9 protein-coding genes are annotated in these 17,148 nt (G+C 65.3%); 5 read left to right on the forward strand and 4 right to left on the reverse strand.

The genetic code is table 11. From position 1 onward, the window contains the following. Nucleotides 1–29 precede the first annotated feature (29 nt). Nucleotides 30–2,384: a TonB-dependent receptor domain-containing protein gene (locus J2X38_RS12580; RefSeq protein ID WP_310254521.1), complete on the forward strand. Its 2,355-nt coding sequence runs from the start codon at nucleotides 30–32 to the stop codon at nucleotides 2,382–2,384. Between the two features lie 43 nt (nucleotides 2,385–2,427). Here the strand turns inward: J2X38_RS12580 and J2X38_RS12585 are convergent, their stop codons facing one another. Beyond that, on the reverse strand, nucleotides 2,428–3,006 hold the full coding sequence (locus J2X38_RS12585; protein WP_310254523.1) for a helix-turn-helix domain-containing protein: 579 nt from the start codon (nucleotides 3,004–3,006) through the stop codon (nucleotides 2,428–2,430). A gap of 107 nt (nucleotides 3,007–3,113) precedes the next feature. Between J2X38_RS12585 and J2X38_RS12590 the strand changes: the two genes are divergently transcribed. From J2X38_RS12590 to J2X38_RS12605, 4 genes are read left to right on the forward strand one after another with little or no spacing between them, the layout of a single operon-like run. Further along, a complete protein-coding gene (locus tag J2X38_RS12590; RefSeq protein ID WP_310254525.1) occupies nucleotides 3,114–4,280 on the forward strand; it encodes an SRPBCC family protein in 1,167 nt (388 codons plus the stop codon). Further along, nucleotides 4,277–5,158 carry an alpha/beta hydrolase gene (locus J2X38_RS12595; protein ID WP_310254527.1) on the forward strand — a complete coding sequence of 294 codons (882 nt, stop codon included), beginning with the start codon at nucleotides 4,277–4,279 and terminating at the stop codon, nucleotides 5,156–5,158. Before J2X38_RS12590 ends, J2X38_RS12595 begins: the two co-directional genes overlap by 4 nt. Continuing rightward, nucleotides 5,148–6,020 carry a thioesterase family protein gene (locus tag J2X38_RS12600; RefSeq protein ID WP_310254529.1) on the forward strand — a complete coding sequence of 291 codons (873 nt, stop codon included), beginning with the start codon at nucleotides 5,148–5,150 and terminating at the stop codon, nucleotides 6,018–6,020. Before J2X38_RS12595 ends, J2X38_RS12600 begins: the two co-directional genes overlap by 11 nt. Then, nucleotides 6,017–6,637, forward strand: a complete 621-nt coding sequence (locus J2X38_RS12605; protein ID WP_310254531.1) for a GNAT family N-acetyltransferase — start codon at nucleotides 6,017–6,019, stop codon at nucleotides 6,635–6,637. The genes J2X38_RS12600 and J2X38_RS12605 overlap by 4 nt, the downstream gene beginning before the upstream one ends. Nucleotides 6,638–6,667: 30 nt before the next feature. On the opposite strand, the gene J2X38_RS12610 is transcribed toward J2X38_RS12605, so the two are convergent. The 3 genes from J2X38_RS12610 to J2X38_RS12620 all read right to left on the reverse strand — a co-directional run bounded on the left by J2X38_RS12610 (nucleotide 6,668) and on the right by J2X38_RS12620 (nucleotide 16,952). After that, nucleotides 6,668–8,026, reverse strand: a complete 1,359-nt coding sequence (locus J2X38_RS12610; protein WP_310254533.1) for an HlyD family type I secretion periplasmic adaptor subunit — start codon at nucleotides 8,024–8,026, stop codon at nucleotides 6,668–6,670. Further along, nucleotides 8,023–9,777 (reverse strand): type I secretion system permease/ATPase, encoded by a 1,755-nt coding sequence (locus J2X38_RS12615; protein WP_310254535.1) that lies wholly within the window; start codon nucleotides 9,775–9,777, stop codon nucleotides 8,023–8,025. Before J2X38_RS12615 ends, J2X38_RS12610 begins: the two co-directional genes overlap by 4 nt. 74 nt (nucleotides 9,778–9,851) lie before the next feature. Then, on the reverse strand, nucleotides 9,852–16,952 hold the full coding sequence (locus tag J2X38_RS12620; RefSeq protein ID WP_310254537.1) for a peroxidase family protein: 7,101 nt from the start codon (nucleotides 16,950–16,952) through the stop codon (nucleotides 9,852–9,854). Nucleotides 16,953–17,148 lie beyond the last annotated feature (196 nt).

Genomic DNA, 17,148 nt, shown 5'->3' on the forward strand with positions numbered 1-17,148 from the left:
TCACCAATAGATCATCCTGGGAGGGAAATATGAAGAGGATTGCCTGCACGAGCCTTGCCGCCTTCGCTGTCGCACTCGCGGCCATGCCTGCCGACGCGCAGGAGGCGAAACCCGCCGACACCGCGAACGACATGGGCGACGCGATCGTCGTCACCGCGCAGAAGCGCGCCGAGAATATCCAGGACGTGCCGATCTCGATCGCGGCGGTCAGCGGCGAGACGATGGAAAGCGCCAACATCCTCACCGTGATGGACCTCGGTCGCGTCGCGACCAATTTCCAGACCGTCCGTTCGTCGAACACCGGCTCGACGCGCATCGGCATCCGCGGTGTCGGCAGCCTCGCCAACACGCTGATCGAACCAAGCGTCGCGGTGTTCGTCGACGGCGTCTATGTCCCGCGCTCGGGCTCGATCCTCGGTGCCTTCCTCGATATCGACGGGGTCGAGGTGCTGCGCGGGCCGCAAGGCACGCTGTTCGGGCGCAACGCGAGCGTCGGCGCATTGTCGATCCGCAGCGCACTGCCCGAGGATGAATTTTCGGGCGCAGTCTCGGCCGAAGCCGGATCGTTCGACCGCTACAAGCTGTCGGGCCATATCAATGTCCCGCTCGGCGAGAATGTCTCGGCACGCGTCGCGGCGATGGGCCAATGGTACGACGGGCCGTGGAAGAACGTTTACGACGGCAAGACTTACGGCGGGTCGGACGACGTCGCGGTGCGCGGCACGGTGAAGGCCGAGTTCGGCAACCTCGAATGGATCGTGCGCGGCGATTACACGCGGCTCGACGGCGACGGCGTCGTCAATTTCGATTTCGACCCCGCCTCGGTCGCCCCGGCACGGCTTGCCTTCCTCCGCGCGGCGTTCAGCGGCGGCCCCGACACCAACCTGAACGACCGGGTGATGAACCAGTCGGTCGCCTCGGGCCTGCTCGACAAGAATTGGGGCGTGTCGAGCACCGCCTCGCTCGAAATCGGCGGCGGATCGACGCTGCGCCTCGTCAACAGCTATCGCAAATGGACGAACGACCAGCTCGACGGCGACATCATCTTTCTGCCCGTCCCGCTCGCGACGCGGCGCAACCTGTTCGATTCGGGCAGCCAGAACCACGAACTGCAATTTATCTCGCCCGAACGCGAATGGCTGGGCGGCCATTTCGACATGGTTGCGGGTGTCTATTATTTCGAGGAGAAATTCGCGCTCGGCGAGCAGCTCAACATGGACACGCAGTTCTGCAACGTCCTCGTCCCGGCGGGGCCGGGACGCACCGCATGCGCCGCCTATTTCGCCAGCACCGGCGGCGTCGCCGCGACCGATCAGGACGTGTATCAGAAGGTCCGCAGCATCGCCGCCTATGCGCAGGGCAATATCTATCTTTCGGACGCGCTCACGCTGACCCTCGGCGGCCGCTGGACCAACGACCGCAAACGCGGCAGCTATTCGCAGCTATCGAGCCCCTTCACCCAGACGATCCGCGCGCCCGAAGTGCTCGACTATCCCGGCCTCTCCGAAAGCCGCTTCACCTATCGCGTCAGCCTCAACTACAAGCCGGCCGACGACGTGATGCTCTTTGCCACCCATTCGACCGGTTATAAATCGGGCGGCTATAATTCGGGCGGCGGCATACCGTCGCTCTCGACTTTCGACCCGCAGGGCAATCTGATCTCGACGCGCCGCGTCTTCGACCGCGAGACGGTCAAGAATTACGAGTTCGGCGCCAAGACAAGCTGGCTCGATCGCGCGCTCACCGCCAACATCACCTTCTTCCGCATGGACATCGCCGGCTTTCAGGATCGCGCCTTCGACGGGGTCAGCTTCGTCGTCCGCAACGCCGGCAACCTGCGCCAGCAGGGTTTCGAACTCGACCTGAAGCTCGCGCCGAGCGACCGCTTCTCGCTCTCGGGCTCGCTCGCCTATCTCGACTCCGAATTCACCGATTTTGCGGGCGCCTCGGGCCTGCCCGGTATCGGCGGGACGCAGGATCTGACCGGCAAGCCGAACAGCTTCTCGCCCCCCTGGTCGGGCAATGTCGCAGTCGACTGGAACGGCGATATCGGATCGAGCGGCTGGACATGGGCGGCCAACGCCAATGTCTCGTTCGTGTCCGATCAATATGTCGGCACGGTCAACGACGCCAATCCGCAATCGATCGCCGACGGCTATGCTTTGCTCGGTGCGCGGCTGACGTTGAGCGGCCCCGACGACCGCTGGTCGCTCGCGATCTTCGGCAGCAACCTCACCAATACCCATTATCGCCCGCTCGCGGTCTATCAACCGCTCGGCGCGGCGCTCGGCCTCAACAACGGCGCCTTTCCGGGGAGCACGGCAAACCGCATCCTTGCGAACGAACCCCGAACCTATGGTGTAAACGCAACCGTCCGCTTCTAAAGCGATCGCTGCGGCACGGTCCAGCGACGCCGTGCCGCAGCGTCTACGCCTCCGGTCCTGCCGCCAGCACAGCATGCACCATATGCCGCAACTGCGATGCGAATATGTCGTTCATCGCCTGCGCGGCCTCCGTGCCAAAGATGCCCCGAAAGGTCGGGCCGGAGACGGCATGATAATTGACCGCGCCGAGCAGTTGAACCACGGTGGCGCGCAATTGGGCGTCCGAGGCGCCCGACCAGCCCGGTACGCCGCGAAGCATCGTTACAAGCTCGCCCAGAAACGGCTTGAGATACCAGGATCCGGCGCGTTCAGCCCGGACCTGATTGTCGAGGATTTCGCGCATCAGCAGTCGCGACCGCTCGATCCGCGGCGGCGTGTCGGAAATCATCGCGACGAGCCAGTCCTGCAACTGCCGGGCCGCGTCGGCCCCCGGTTCCGATGAAGCCTTCAGACCGGCCAGCTCGCCCGCGATCTGTTCCAGCACCAAGCCATAGAGCCGTTCCTTGGTTCCGAAATGATGGAGCAGCGCCTGCTTCGTCAGGCCAAGTTCCGCCGCGATCTGGGCGATGCTGACTCCGTAGAAGCCGCGCTCCGCGAATAGCGCGCGCGCTTCCTCGATCATGCGATCGCGGGTGGAGGCGGAGGTTTTGAAAGCCGTGGCCATGCGCCATGGCTTGACGCCTACCGATCGGTAAGTCAACGTCCCTACCAACCGGTAAGGGGATTCGCATGGACCGCGGGGTCGAACTTGAACTGATCGATGAATTGCGGTCGCTCGCCGCGACCCGAAGCTTTTTCCTCGACGAGACCGTCGCGCAGAGCCCGGTCGAACAATATCTCGACGAAACACGCTTCACCCGCGAGCGCGAAGCGATCATGCGCCGCCTGCCCCAGGCCGCGGCGCATGTCAGCGAGCTCGCTGGCCCCGGCGCCTTCCTGCGCTGCGACGTCCACGGCCTTCCCGTCCTGCTGACGCGCGACAGGCAGGGCGCCGCGCATGCTTTTCTCAACGTCTGCCGCCACCGCGGTGCGCGGTTGGTCGAGGCCGCATCGGGTTGCGCGCATCGCTTCACCTGTCCCTATCACGGCTGGACCTATGCCAATTCGGGCCCGCTTGTCGGCGCCCCCCATTTCGAGAGCGGCTTCGGCGGGATCGACAAGGCGGGTATCGGCCTGAAGCCGCTGCCGGTGCACGAAGCCTTCGGTTTCGTCTGGGTGGCGGGAAATCCCGGCGGCGGCTTCGACTTCGACGGCTATTTCGCGCCGCTCGCGGACGAACTCGACGCGCTGGGAATGGCGGCAATGACGATCGCGGCCGAGGATCGCATGGTCTGCAACGCCAACTGGAAGCTCCTGATCGAAGGCGGAATCGAATCCTATCACTTCCGCGTCGCGCATCGCGACACCATCGGCCCCTATTTCGAGGACAATCTCTCCGGCTATCGCGCGCTGGGGCCGCATCTGCGCTCGGTCCTGCCGCGCACCGGCATGGCAGCGCTCACCGATACCTCGCGCGATGGCTGGCGGATGCGCGACCATGCCAACCTCGTCTACACGCTGTTTCCGACGACCCAGTTGCTCGTCCAGCAGGATCATGTGGTCTGGATCAGGCAGGAGCCGCTCGCGCCCGGCCGCACCAGTCTTCGCCTGGCTACGCTCGCCCCGACCGGCAGCGAACCGCGCGAAGGAAAGAGCAGCGACCATTGGCAGCGCAACCACGCGATCACCATCAAGACGCTCGAGGAAGACATCAGGATCGGCGAGGGCATTCACGCCGGGCTGGCTTCAGGCGCGAACGATCATTTCCTGTTCGGACGGTTCGAGGGAGCGCTCGACCGGTTCAATCAAACGGTGATGGAGCATCTCGACACCGCCGCCACAAGGAAGCCTGCATGACCGACGTCCAGCATATCCTACCGATGCAACAGCGCATCATTCGCTCGGCGGACGGTCTCGATCTCGTCGTCGATCATGGCGGCCCGGCGAGCGCCCCGGCGGTGATCCTGCTCCATGGCGGGGGGCAGACGCGACATAGCTGGAGTCGCGCAGTGGCGAGCTTGCGCACCGAGGGTTTGCAGACCCTGAACTTCGACGCGCGCGGGCATGGCGACAGCGACTGGTCGCCCGATGGTGCCTATTTCATCGGCGACCGGGCCAATGATCTGAAGGCCGTGGCCAGCCTCCTGCACGTCCCGTTCATCCTCGTCGGCGCCTCGCTCGGCGGCGCAACCGCAATTCACGCGATCCACGAGGGCTTGCGACCCGCGGGACTGGTGCTGGTCGATATCGTCCCCGAACCCGAGCCCCGCGGCATCGAGCGCGTCCTCTCCTTCATGCACAGTCACCGGAGCGGCTTCGCCTCGGTCGAGGAAGCCGCCGCCGCCGTCGATGCCTATAATCCGCACCGGCCCCGGACGCGCGATACGAGCGGCCTGATGAAGAATCTCCGCCGCCGCGACGACGGGCGGCTCTACTGGCATTGGGATCCGCGGATGCTGGACAGGCAGCGGTCGGACTCACTCGGCGCCCTGCCGGAAGCCGCCGAAACACTGGCCACCCTCCCCGACCTTTCCGTCCTGCTCGTTCGCGGCCTGTCGAGCGATGTCGTGAGCGATGCCAGCGTCGCGGCGTTTCGCCGCCGGCTCCCCTGGCTCGAGGTCGCCGATATCGCCGGCGCGGGTCACATGGTTGCGGGCGACCGCAACGATATCTTCAACGATGCCATCATCGCCTTTTCCAGACATACGCTGCACAGGGAGCATCATGCCTCATAATCCGGCCTCGGCGTCGCGCGGTCAGCCCGCTACGGTATTCGCCCGGCAGGGCGATGTCTGGCACCCGACCATCCTGTCGAGCGGCCCATGGGACGCGCGTGCGCAGCATGGCGGAGCCCCCGGCGCATTATTTGCGTATCTCGCCGAAAACGCCCTGCCCGATCCCGAATGGCAGCTCTCGCGCCTGAGCATCGAATTGATCAAGCCGGTGCCCGTCGCGCCGCTGACGACGCATCAAGACATTCATCCCGGCCGTTCCACCACGCGCGTCACGATCGACCTGTTCGCCGGCGAGACCCTGGTCGCCCGCGCCCATGCGCTTCTCGTACGCGGTCAGACTCTCGGTCTCCCGCCGGAAACGCCAGGCTGGCGACCCGCACAACTGCTGCCACCGCCGGACGAATGCCGCGATCCTCTCACTATTCCGGGCATGTCGGCGGGCACCTCCTTCTACCATAGCGCGATGGAGCATCGCATGGCGCAAGGCGATTCGACCCGGCCCGGCCCTGCCGCGACATGGTTCCGCCTGACCGTCCCGCTGATACAAGACCAACCGACATCTCCCGCCATGCGCGCCGCGGCGGCCGCCGACTTTGGCAGCGGCGTGAGTTGGGTGCTGTCGGCCGAGCATTATCTTTTCGCCAACGCCGATCTCAGCCTGCACCTGCACCGTCCCGCGGACGGCGAATGGATCGGGCTGCTGTCCGAAACGCAAGTCCATGCCGGCGGGGTCGGCACCGCATTGTCGCGGCTTTACGACGAACGGGGTCCGATCGGCTTTGCCACCCAAACCCTGGTGCTGCGCGAACGCCTGCCGTCGCCGATAGCGGCCATGGCGAAAGAAAGCGCGTCGGCAGAATGAGCGCACCGCCGACGACGAAACTGGCGGTGACCGCACACGAAGCGGCGGCGATCCGCACCGCCGTTGGCACCGCCGACCTCTCGCTCCTCGGCCCAACGCATCGCTTCGCGAGCCCCGATCATATCCCGGGTTTGATCGCGCTGCTCGCCGACCCGGCCATATCCGACCCGATCTATGACCTTCCCCGGCCTTTTACGGCCGACGTCATAGCGCACTGGATTTCAGAAGCTCGCAAGCGGCAAACACGCGGCGAAGCGATATTGGCGGTGACGCTCGACGAACGGGGCGAGGTGTCGGGTTATTCCTATTTCACCATCTGGCCCGAGCGGTCGGCCGCCGAACTCGCCGGAGCGAGCCGGGCCGATGTGCAGGGTCGCGGCCGGGGCAAGGCAGGCGCCGCGCGCAGCTTCGCCTGGATGTTCGAGCATCTCGGCGTTCGCCTGATCGGCCTCACGGCCGCCAAGGACAATATACGATCCGCGCACGTGATCGAGGCGGCCGGGTTCCAGGCAAAAGGCGAACGACAGAGTATCAGGCCCGACGGATCGGTCCGCATCTCCAACTATTGGGAACTCGCCCGCGACGAATGGCGGATCCTGCAGTCGAACCGCGGCTGAAGCAAGCGGCCAGCTCAACAGGGCTCACACCTAATGTTCCCGGCCGGCCCTCCACAATGTTTGCGTGAGCGGTTCGATCAGATAGCCGAGCGCGGTCCGTTCGCGCAGCGGCACCATCACCTCCGCGGGCATGCCCGCGCGCAAGCTGCCATCGCCCCGGAGAGCCGCAATCTTTTTCATTTCGGCGGGCGGAACGACAACCTCGATCTCGAAATATTCCATCCCCGTGCGATTGTCCTCGAAACTGTCCGCCGACACCTTGCTGATCTGGCCTTTCAGGATCGGCAGGCTGCGTTCCTGGATGCCCGAAAAGCGCACTTGCGTCTGCATGCCCGACGACAGGTCGTCGGCGTCGTTCGGCGAGGCTTTCGCCAGCACGACCAGCGCCTTGTCCTGCGGCACGATTTCCATCAGCATTTCTCCCGGCGCGACGACACCGCCGACGGTGAAGACCTTCAGCCCGACGACGCGGCCGTTGGACGGCGCGCGGACGACCGACTGGGTCAGCCTCTCGCGCGTCGCGAACAGCCGCGGCTGCAGCTCGTCGAGCCGGACCTGGACTTCGCGCAGCTGGGTCGCGACCTCCTCGATCACCTGCCGGTCGAGCGATACCATCTGCAAGCGCGATTCGCCGATCGCCTCCTCCAGCCGCGCGACGTCGGACTGCAGCGCGCCGAAATCGCCGTCGAGCTGCGCCGAACTGCGCTCCACCGCGCGCAGCCGGTTGGTCGAAACGAAACCGCGCTCGGACAGCGTGCGCAGGCCGGTCAGTTCCTCGTTGATCAGCCGCTGCTGAATCCGGTTCGATTCCATCTGGGCGCCATAGCCCCCGATCTGCTGGTTATGCTGCGCGATCCGCTGGCCCAGCATGCCCCGTTCGGTAACGCCCGACCGTTGCCGCGCATCGAAAAGCAGACGCTGGCCGCGCATTGCCTCGTCAGCAAGCACCCGATCGCCCGCGAGATAGGATGAAAATTCGGCCGGCCGCGCGATGTGCCGCGCGCCGTCGCGTTCGGCGGTCAATCGCGCGCGCTGCGCCAGCAAGGCCACGACTTCGCCGGTCAGGCCGCGTTCGGCGGCGACGATATCGGAGGCCGAGATTTTGAGCAGAACGTCGCCGCGGCGCACCTCGCTCCCCTCGGTCACCATAAGTGCGGTAACAATGCCGCCATCCTTGTGCTGCACCGCTTGCCGATTGCCCGAAACCGACACCGATCCCTGCGCCATCGCGCCGGCGTCGAGCGGCGTGAACGCCGCCCAGCCGAGGAAGCCGACAAAAAAGGCCGCGGCGATCCATATCCCCGTGCGCAGCTCGCGCTTGGGGGAATCGATCGTATCGACGGGAAGCGGTTCGCCGTGCAAATCGTCGCCAAAGCTCATCGCGTTCATGGTTTTTTGTTCCTCGTCATCTTGATGACATTCGCCGCGGCGGCCGCGCTCTCGCGCAGCAATTCCATCACCTCGCCGCGCGGCCCCTGATATTCGATCACGCCATTTTTCAGCACCGCGAGGCGATCGGCGTCGCGCAGCGCCGACTGGCGATGCGTGACGATCATGATCGCCGTCTGGCGCAGCTTGGCGGCGGCGATGGCATCGTTCAGCGCCTCTTCGCCCTGGCTGTCGAGCGCGGCGTTGGGTTCGTCGAGAATGAGAACCTTCGGATCGCCATAAAGTGCGCGGGCCAGCGCGATGCGCTGCGCCTGCCCGCCCGACAAGCGCAATCCGCCATCGCCGATCGCAGCGTTATAACCACCGGGCAAATGCAGGATCAGGTCGTGAATGCCTGCGGCGATCGCGGCGCGTGTCACCTTGTCGTCGATGTCGACCGCATGTTCGCCGCGTGCCGCCGCAAAACGCGAGATATTTTCGCCGATCGTGCCCGGCAGCAGCGTCGGTTCCTGCGGCAGATAGCCGATGTGCGACGCGAGGCGTTCGGCATCCCAGTCGCCATATTGCGCTTCGTCGATACGGACTTCGCCGCCGTCGGGCGGGATCGCCCCCGCGGCGATGCGCGCCAGCGTGGTCTTGCCCGCACCCGAGGGACCGATCACGCCGAGCACCTCGCCGGGGATCAGCCATGTCGACACGCCGCGCAGGATCAGCGCGCTGTTGTCGGGCGAACGCAGCGAAATGTTGGACAGCTCGACATAACCCTCGGGCGCCGGCAGCGCGACGCGATCGCCGACCAGATTGTCGGTCGAACGGAACAGCGCCTCGATCGATGCCTTCGCCTGGCGCGCCTGCCCGATCGTCGGCCACGCCTGGACCATCTGCTCGATCGGCTGAAGCGCACGCGCCAGCAGCACCGACGCGGCGATGATCGCGCCCACCGAAATTTCGGCGTTGATCGCAAGCCAGGCGCCGACGCCGAGCGCCAGCGACTGCAGGAACATGCGCGCGAATTTGACCAGCCCGGTGTAGCGGGCGGCGGTCAATTGCGTGTTTGCGCTGGCCTCCAGCCCCGCGCGGCGATCGGCGATCTGGCGCGCGACCAGCGCGCGGCGCATCCCGAGCGCGCGAACGATCTCGGCCTTTTCGAACATCGACTCCTGTTTTGCATAAGCGGCCGCCATCGCCTGATGGCCCGTCGCGGCCGATTTCTTGGTCGCCCGCTCGTTGAGAAGCGCGAGGCCGAGGAGCACGACACCGGCGCCGAGGATCAGCAGTCCGAGGGCCGGATGAATGATGAACGCGACCACGAAATAGAGCGGCGTCCATGGCAGGTCGAACAGGGCAATCGCCGATGGGCTGGCGACCGCCCCCCGGAAAGTGTCGAAATCGCGCATCGCCTGTGCCGCCGCCGGGTCGGCATTGCCCTTTGCGCGGGCGAGCAGGCGATCGAGGATCGGGGCCGCCAGCTGGCGGTTGAGCCGCAGCGAGGCGCGCAGCATCAACCGGCTGCGCACCATGTCGAGCGCGCTGAGGCAGGCGATGGCGAGCGCGACGATGACGGTGATCCAGAACAAGGTCAGCACCCCGCCGGTCGGAACGACGCGGTCATAGACCTGCATCATGTAGATCGTCGGCGCGAGGTAGAGGATGTTGACGAGCGCGCTGAACGCGGCGGCCGCCACAAAATGCTGACGGCACGCGGCAAAGGCCTGTCTGATCTGCGGCGGAACGGCGGAATCGGTTCGCATGACCCTGGTTCTTTCCTGTTCGGTCGAGTCCGGACCGGCGGGGGCCGGCCCGGACCTCCCGGGGGCGCGGGATTTTAGAGGAGGCTCCATTCATAATGGGCCTGCTCGTGGTGTCCGTTCGCTTCGAACCGCGACTTCAGCCACCAGGGTCCCAGGCTACTGTCGAACCCGTCGCTCCAGCGATCATGGCTCAACGTCGAGGGGTCGGGCGCGCCTGTTCCGCCCTGATCGACGGGCTGCGGTGACGGATCGTTCGCCGTCGCCTCGCTCTCGGCCGGCGGCGCGCCATTTGTCGCCGAATTCTGCCCCGCCGAAGCAAATGCGAACGAGGCGGTCTGCATGTTGGCGGCGGAGACACCGTCGAGACGCAGCTCATTCCCGTCGATGCGGACAAGCGTGTCGTTCCCCGACTGGCTGATGACGACGCGCGAGGCGAAGCTCTGCGCCGTGATGCCAAGCCCGCTGAGGTCGACGATGTCTTCACCGAGCTGGAAGTCGGTGACCCGGTCGTCGCCTTCGCCGAAGACGAATATGTCGTCGCCGCTGCCGCCAGCCATGACGTCATCGCCGTCGCCGCCGTCGAGCCGGTCGTCACCCGATCCGCCCGCGAGCCTATCGTCGCCGGCATCGCCGAGCAGCACATCGTCCCCCGACCCACCGGCCAGATCGTCGTCGCCGGCACCACCGTCGAGACGATCGTCGCCCGAGCCGCCGCCGATGACGTCGTCGCCGCCGCGGCCGCGTATGACGTCGTCGCGCGATCCACCCTTCAGAACATCATCGGAAGCCCCGCCGGTCAGCGTGTCGTCGTCGGACGGCGGGACCACGACGGCATCGTCATCGTCGTCATGATCGTCGTCATCGTGCCCATGATCGTCCTCATGGTCGTCACCATCGTCGTCGTCATGCGATGTCCCGGCATTCTGTGCGTTGGCGGTGGTGCCAAAGAAGGTCACGCTATGCCCTTCGGTCGCCAGCGTCGTGCTGCCATCCTCGTTATCGGTCGCCGTATAATCGGCGATGGTCTTGCCATCGGCGAGTTCGAAGCGGTCCTGCGCGCGCATTTCGCCGATGATCACATCGTTGCCGCCGTTCGATCGGAACACGATGCGATGCGCCGACTGGAGAGCCGTGATATCGACGGTGTCGTCGCCCTCGCTGCCCTCGATGGTGATCGTGCTGGTCAGCAGGCTGGTGCCCACAAAGGTGCCGATCGGCGTGAAGGTGTCGCCGCCGCCCATGCCGTTGATCACAATCTCCTCGATATTATCGATTTCGGCGATGATCGCGGCGTTGTTGGTGCCATTGCGGGTAATCACGATCTCGGTGTTCGCGTTGAGGCCAGTGATGCCGGCCGCCAGCGCTGCCGCTCGCGAGTAGATGCGATAGGTTTCGGCCGAGCTGTCACCGACGATCTTCACCGTGTCCGTCGTCCCGGCAATATTCGCCGCAGCCGTGTCGCCGTTGATGACGTCGCGGCCGTCGCCCGCCGTCCAGTAGATGATGTCGTTCCCGGCATCGCCCCGGATCGTGTCGTCGCCCTGTCCACCGATCAGCAGGTCGTTGGCCGCACCGCCGTTGAGCGAGTCGTTGCCGGCATGGCCGAACACCGCCTGCGATCCGGCGGCGCCATTTGCGCCATTCAGATTGGCGTTGTTGCCGGTCGTGCCTGCCACCACCGTGTAGGACACACCCGCAAAGCGAAGCGTTTCGATCGTGCTAAGGGTATCGGTGCCCTCGGCGCCAGTCAGGTCCGTGACGACCAGATTGGTGCCGCTCGACCCCAAGGCAAAGCTGCCCACGCCGCCAGCCCACACCGCGACATCATTGTGCTGGGTGGGACTTAAAAACGGGGTGCTCGTGCCGCCATCGAGGCGATCGTTGCCAGAACCGCCGTTCAGGGTGTCGGCACCGCCAGCGCCATTAAGCACATCATTCCCGCCGTTGCCATTCAACGTGTCGTTGCCGCCGCCCAGGATGGCGACGGCATTCGCGCCGTCCGCAATGTCGTCGCCAGCCGTACCATTAAAAACGTTGTTTACGAGCGGCAGGCCGTTCCAGTCGTCACCCACGACGCCGGTCGCCACCGAGTAGACGGTCTCCGCATTGCCGCCGCCATCGGTGAAGCTGACCGCCACCCGGAGGATATCCCCGACCTGGCTGCCGACACCCAGGACTCCCTCGTTCGGTGTGAACGAAGCGCCATTGGCGTTGAGTTGGAGATTGGACCAGGACGTGCCGCCATCTTCCGACACCTGCCATTGATAGGAAAAGCCGCTGGCGATGCCGTTGGCATCGGCGATGCCGCTGGTATCGACGGTCAGCGCCTGCCCCTCGGTCGGGGTCAAGTCGCTGATCACGGGTGCGCCGGTGGCGGGTTCGTTGATCAACTGGCTGATCGTATATTCCACCGTGCCGCCATTCCCGTCGGAGAAGCGCAGCTTCTCGATGTTGAACAGCCGGTCGGTGCCATCCGACAGGGGCCGGTTCTGGAGCGTCTCTTCGGGAATGTCCTCGCCATTCCCATCCTCGCCGTCGCCAGGATCGGTAAAGCCGGTGTGATCGACCGTGATGCTGCCGTCGGCATTGCGCGTGAACGTGTAATTTTCCACGACATCGGTGTAGACCGCGATGTCGGTGCTCGCGTTTGCCGCATCGCCGTCGAGGATCTCGCGGACGATCGACAGCTGGGCGGGATTGATCTCGCCGGTGACCATGCGCGGCGCGATTTCGGTCATGCTGTCGACGCTGAACGCCGCCCAGCCGTCGCCCGGCTTGGGGGTGACGAGGATGCGGACATTGAGCCAGCGGTCGCCATCGATGATGTCGTTGCCCGCAAGGCCCTTGATGACGTCGTTGCCGCCGCCGCCGAGCAGGATGTCTCCCGCCTGCGCGGTGCTGAAGATCACGCGTTCCTGCACGCCATTCTCGTCGAGCACGGGGACGGTCTGCCCATTGACCACCTTGGTCACCGGGATGCCCGCGCCAAGGTGGGCGACCAGCACGTCGAGCCCATCGATCAGATCGACGTTCTTCGCCAGCAGATCGTTGGAGTAGGAGTCGAGCGGCGAGTCCGGTCCCGGGATCGCGGCGGTGTTCTGCAACTCGCCGCGCGCATTGGTGCTGCGACTGCGCCCCGTCAGCGTGTCGTCGTGGATCCAGCCCGACAGCCCTTCGACAAGGTCGAAGCGGTCGCGCAGGATGAACGCTTCCTGCGTCTCGAAGATCGGGATGCCGAGGTCGGAATTGGCGGCGGTGCTATCGCCCTTGTGGATGCCCCAGTCGAAACCGGCCTGCCCGTTCGAGCGCTGGATGCCCTCATTATTCTGGAACATGATGTCGTCGCCGGATTCGGCGTCATAGTCGGTATCGCCGCTGCCGCCATTCATCACGTCGTGGCCGATGATCGAGGAGTTGAAGAACAGCTCCGAATTCTCGCCGGCCAGCGTATCGAAGCGCTGCCCGCCTTCCAGCCAGTCATTGCCTTCGTTGCCGAGCAGGAAGTCGCCGCCCGAACCGCCGAGGATGAAGTCGTCGCCGGTGCCGCCGAACGCTTCCTTGCCGTCGGGGCCGGTGATGATGAAGTCATTGCCCTGGTTGCCGAACAGCAGCGACAGGCCCGAACCGCCATGGATGACGTCATTGCCCTCGTTGCCGTGGAGAAAGTCGGCCTCGCCGATGTCGGTGCCGGCGTTGGTGATGATGTCGTCGCCCTCGCCGCCGAACACCTTGTCGACGCCGTAACCGGCTTCGATCCGGTCGTTGCCCCCTTTGCCCCAGATCGCATCGTCGCCGCCGCCCGACACGATCGTGTCGTTGTTCTCGGTGCCGCCGATGGTGAAATGCTCGTTGCTGTTGACGCGGATATATTCGGCGACGCCGTCATTGTTCGCGTCGATGCGCTCGACGAGGTTGGAGAAGCCGCCGAGGAAGGGATCGTCCGACACCGGATCGGCGCCCAATTGCTTGCTGATATCCATTTCCAGCGTCGGCATTTCGAATGCGGAAAAAAGATTACCCGGCAGCGCGGTCGAATGATCGTCGCCGAGGTCGGTGTTGCGCATCACCAGTTCGGCGAAGCTGTTATTCTCCAGCTCGTTGAGCAGGTTGAGGCCCTGCGTACGCGACAGATAATAGAAGCGGTCGGCGTCCTGCAGATTTTCCATCGTCATCTGGAACACAAAGCTGAAGGTCGAACCGAGCATCCCGCCGAACGCCATCTTCTTTTCGGCGAGGCCGCCGATCCAGAAATCGATGTCGTTGAGCCCGCCGAGCTTCGCGTCATTGGCATAGGCGCCCTCGGCATTGAGGAAGTCGAGCCGGTCCGCGGGTGCGCCGGCGCCGCCAAGCACGAGCAAAGTCGCCGCTTCGCGAAGCTGTTCGACCGTCTTCGGATTCGCCTGCGTGTTGATCAACGTGTCATGTGTGCCATAGGCCGCGATGAAGTTGATGATCGACGCCGGGTTCTTGAGGTTAAGCGCGAAATCGGCCCAGCTTTCATAGGGCTTCAGCAACGTGTCGCCGGTCGCGTCGAAGAAGCGTTCGCGTGCAGTCTGCAGCGAGGGCATGCCGACGTCGCGGCCGCGCGCGAGGTTGATCGTCGCGAGATCGAGCGGAATGCCGAGCAGCTGGTTGCGCAGCACGTCGGTGACGAATTCGTCGATCTCGCTGCCCGTCTGGCGGCTCATGCCGCGGATGATCGCGCCCGACGCCTGCTCGGCGGTGCCGAGCGAGTCGTACATGACCGGGTTCAGGAAGCCGTCGAACAACGAGATGTCGTTCTGCACCGGATTGCCGTTCTCATCCATTTCGATGACCGCGATGTCCTGCCGCAGCATCGAATGGCCGAAACGATACACGACATGCGCGAATTCGGCGGCGATGCTGGGATTGATGTCGGCCGAAGGCTCGAACACGAAAGCGTCGATGTCGGGCTGCATCATGCGGCCGAATTCCTCGAACACCAGGTGCTGATATTCCATTTCGTTGGTGAAGCGGCCGACCTGGAACAGGCGCTCGCCGTCCCAAACCAGCGATTCCGACAGCGTCGCAATCGCGGTCGGATTGCCGCTCGTCAGCGTCGCGAACTGCGCATCGGTCAGGTCGGTCAGCAGCCATTCGTTGATGAAGGCGCGGTCCATCGATGCGAGCGTCACATCCTTGGTATGCTCGACGATGCGGTTATGTTCGGCGTGGAACACCTGGTGCACCGCGGTCAGCGCGATATTCTCGTTCGCGCGGCCGTCGCCCGCGATGAAGTGGCGGTCGAGCAGCTCGTTGTCATACGCCGTGGGGCCGCGCTGGCCCTGCGGGCCCGGCGTACCGTCGGCATTGGCATAGCCGAGCGCCGAGTCCGTGTCGGCCTGCAGCACGCCGCCCGCGACAACCGGCGCCGCAGCATGGGCGATGTCGTCGAGGAAGGCATGGCCGGTCAGCACGACGCCTTGCGCGCTGACGGGCGCGGTGGGATTGCCCTCACGCAGAACATCATCGGCCGTGCCCAACTGACCATCGGGGCCCATGCCTTCGACGAGCTGCGGGTAGCCGTTCGCGCCGGGGATGAAATTGCCATAGGGATCGGTGGCGATCAGCGGAATATTGCCGACATTGAGGTCGGTAAGCTCGATCCCCAGCACGTCACGCGCCTGCGCCTTGATGTCGGCCCAGGTGGCAAGACCGCCGTTGCTGCCTTCGAGCAGCAGGCCGCTCGAAACCGGCTTGCCGTCGGGACCCGCGATATATTCGCGCATGAAGACCTGCTTCGACGCGGACGAGGCATAGGTCTGGTTCTGGTCGACCCACGGCGTCGTCAGATTCTTCGGCCCCGGACCGTCGTCGGCGGTGCCGAGGACGCCGTCGGCGCCGGCATTCACCGTCACGCGGGTGAGCGGAATATAATTCTGGCCGCCCGGAACATAGAGCGGATCATCGGGCGACAACGGCACATAGACCGTGCCGTTGCCGCCCTTCGCGACCAGATCGAGGCCATGATCGAAGAATTGTCCAAAGATCGTCATCCAGCCGTTGAACGGCGACGACAGTCCTTCGTCGGGCGAAACGTTCGGCAGAAAGACGGTGTTGCCGTCCATCTCCACCCCATGTTCGGCGAGCGCCGCGTCGAGCGCGGCGTTGGCTTCGGCGACGACGACATCGACCGCCTGCGCCTCTGCCAGCGCGGTTTCGGCGCCGGTCAGCGCGGCCTGTGCCGCCACAAGCGCGGCGGCGGCGGCAGCGGCGGCGGCGGCCGACGCGGTCGAGGTCGCCTCCGCCGCCTCGGCATTGTCCTGCGCCAGCTGGTAGGCGGCCTCGGCCGCGCCATATGCTTCCAGAGCCGCGGCGATCTCGGCGGCCTGCTCGCTGTTATCCGTATTGTCGGCAAGGAGCGCCACATAGGCGGCGAGGCTCACGTCGCGCGTCCCCATCGCCGGGGCGACTTCGGCGTCGGCGGCTTCGAAGGCGGCCTGGTCGGTCGCCGCCTGCGCCGCAGCCGCGGCATCGGCCGCCGCTGCGCCGGTCAGCGCGAGCTGGGCAGCCGCGACGGCGGCAGCGAGGTCGCCGATCGTCCCTTCGGCCGCTTCGGCCGCCGCGATGGCGGCGTCGAGTGCGTCGCGTGCCGCAACGATCTGCGTCAGCGCGGTCATCAGCGGCTGGCCCGACAGGCCGGCGTGCGTCAGCGCCGCGGCAATGGCGGCGGGATTCTTCAGCGTCTGGTCGACGATCAGGTTGGAGATGATGCGCGGATCGGCGTCGATCACGGTGCCGCTGCCCGGGCCGGGTGACGACCCGCTGCCGGTGCCGGCGTTGGCGTAATTATTGTTCGTGTACCAGCTTACGCCCGTGTCGTCGGCCGTACCCATGATGCCATCCGCGCCGGGTCCGTTGGGCGCGGGATTGAAGTCGTAGCGATCACCGTCGGCGTCGTTCATATATTCGGGCGTGAAGATCCCCGGGAAGGACTGATCCGCCGCGCCCCATTTCTCGCGGCCCGGCAGCAGGTTGTTATAGCTGCCGTCGACGGTCCTGAGGCCATAGGGCAGCAGATGCGCCTGCGCGAACCCGTCATTGCCGTTATAGCCGGCGACCAGCGCGGCGAGATCGCCCCCCGCTGCGTGCGCCTCTGCGATCTTGATCTGGGCGAGGATGAAGTTCAGGTCGTGTTTCGTAAGCTGTACCATGTCGCGTCTCCGGTCCGGCCGCATGCGACGGACGCACACGGCCTCATCCGCAAAATCGTGCGGACGAAAGGTTGAACAGAAAGCTGGTGCGGCCCCCCGCCAGCAAGACCGACGTCGCGAATCGAATCGACTCACCCGACGGCTTAAAAACAGGTTAAGTAAAATCGGGATATGGAGTCGATTGGACTTTACGTAC

Source organism: Sphingopyxis sp. BE235 (assembly GCF_031457175.1).
GTDB lineage: Bacteria > Pseudomonadota > Alphaproteobacteria > Sphingomonadales > Sphingomonadaceae > Sphingopyxis.

Coding starts and splice junctions, on each gene's coding strand:
- J2X38_RS12580 (WP_310254521.1), top strand. CDS start 30: ATGAAGAGGATTGCCTGCACGAGCCTTGCCGCCTTCGCTGTCGCACTC.
- J2X38_RS12585 (WP_310254523.1), bottom strand. CDS start 3,006: ATGATCGAGGAAGCGCGCGCGCTATTCGCGGAGCGCGGCTTCTACGGA.
- J2X38_RS12590 (WP_310254525.1), top strand. CDS start 3,114: ATGGACCGCGGGGTCGAACTTGAACTGATCGATGAATTGCGGTCGCTC.
- J2X38_RS12595 (WP_310254527.1), top strand. CDS start 4,277: ATGACCGACGTCCAGCATATCCTACCGATGCAACAGCGCATCATTCGC.
- J2X38_RS12600 (WP_310254529.1), top strand. CDS start 5,148: ATGCCTCATAATCCGGCCTCGGCGTCGCGCGGTCAGCCCGCTACGGTA.
- J2X38_RS12605 (WP_310254531.1), top strand. CDS start 6,017: ATGAGCGCACCGCCGACGACGAAACTGGCGGTGACCGCACACGAAGCG.
- J2X38_RS12610 (WP_310254533.1), bottom strand. CDS start 8,026: ATGAACGCGATGAGCTTTGGCGACGATTTGCACGGCGAACCGCTTCCC.
- J2X38_RS12615 (WP_310254535.1), bottom strand. CDS start 9,777: ATGCGAACCGATTCCGCCGTTCCGCCGCAGATCAGACAGGCCTTTGCC.
- J2X38_RS12620 (WP_310254537.1), bottom strand. CDS start 16,952: ATGGTACAGCTTACGAAACACGACCTGAACTTCATCCTCGCCCAGATC.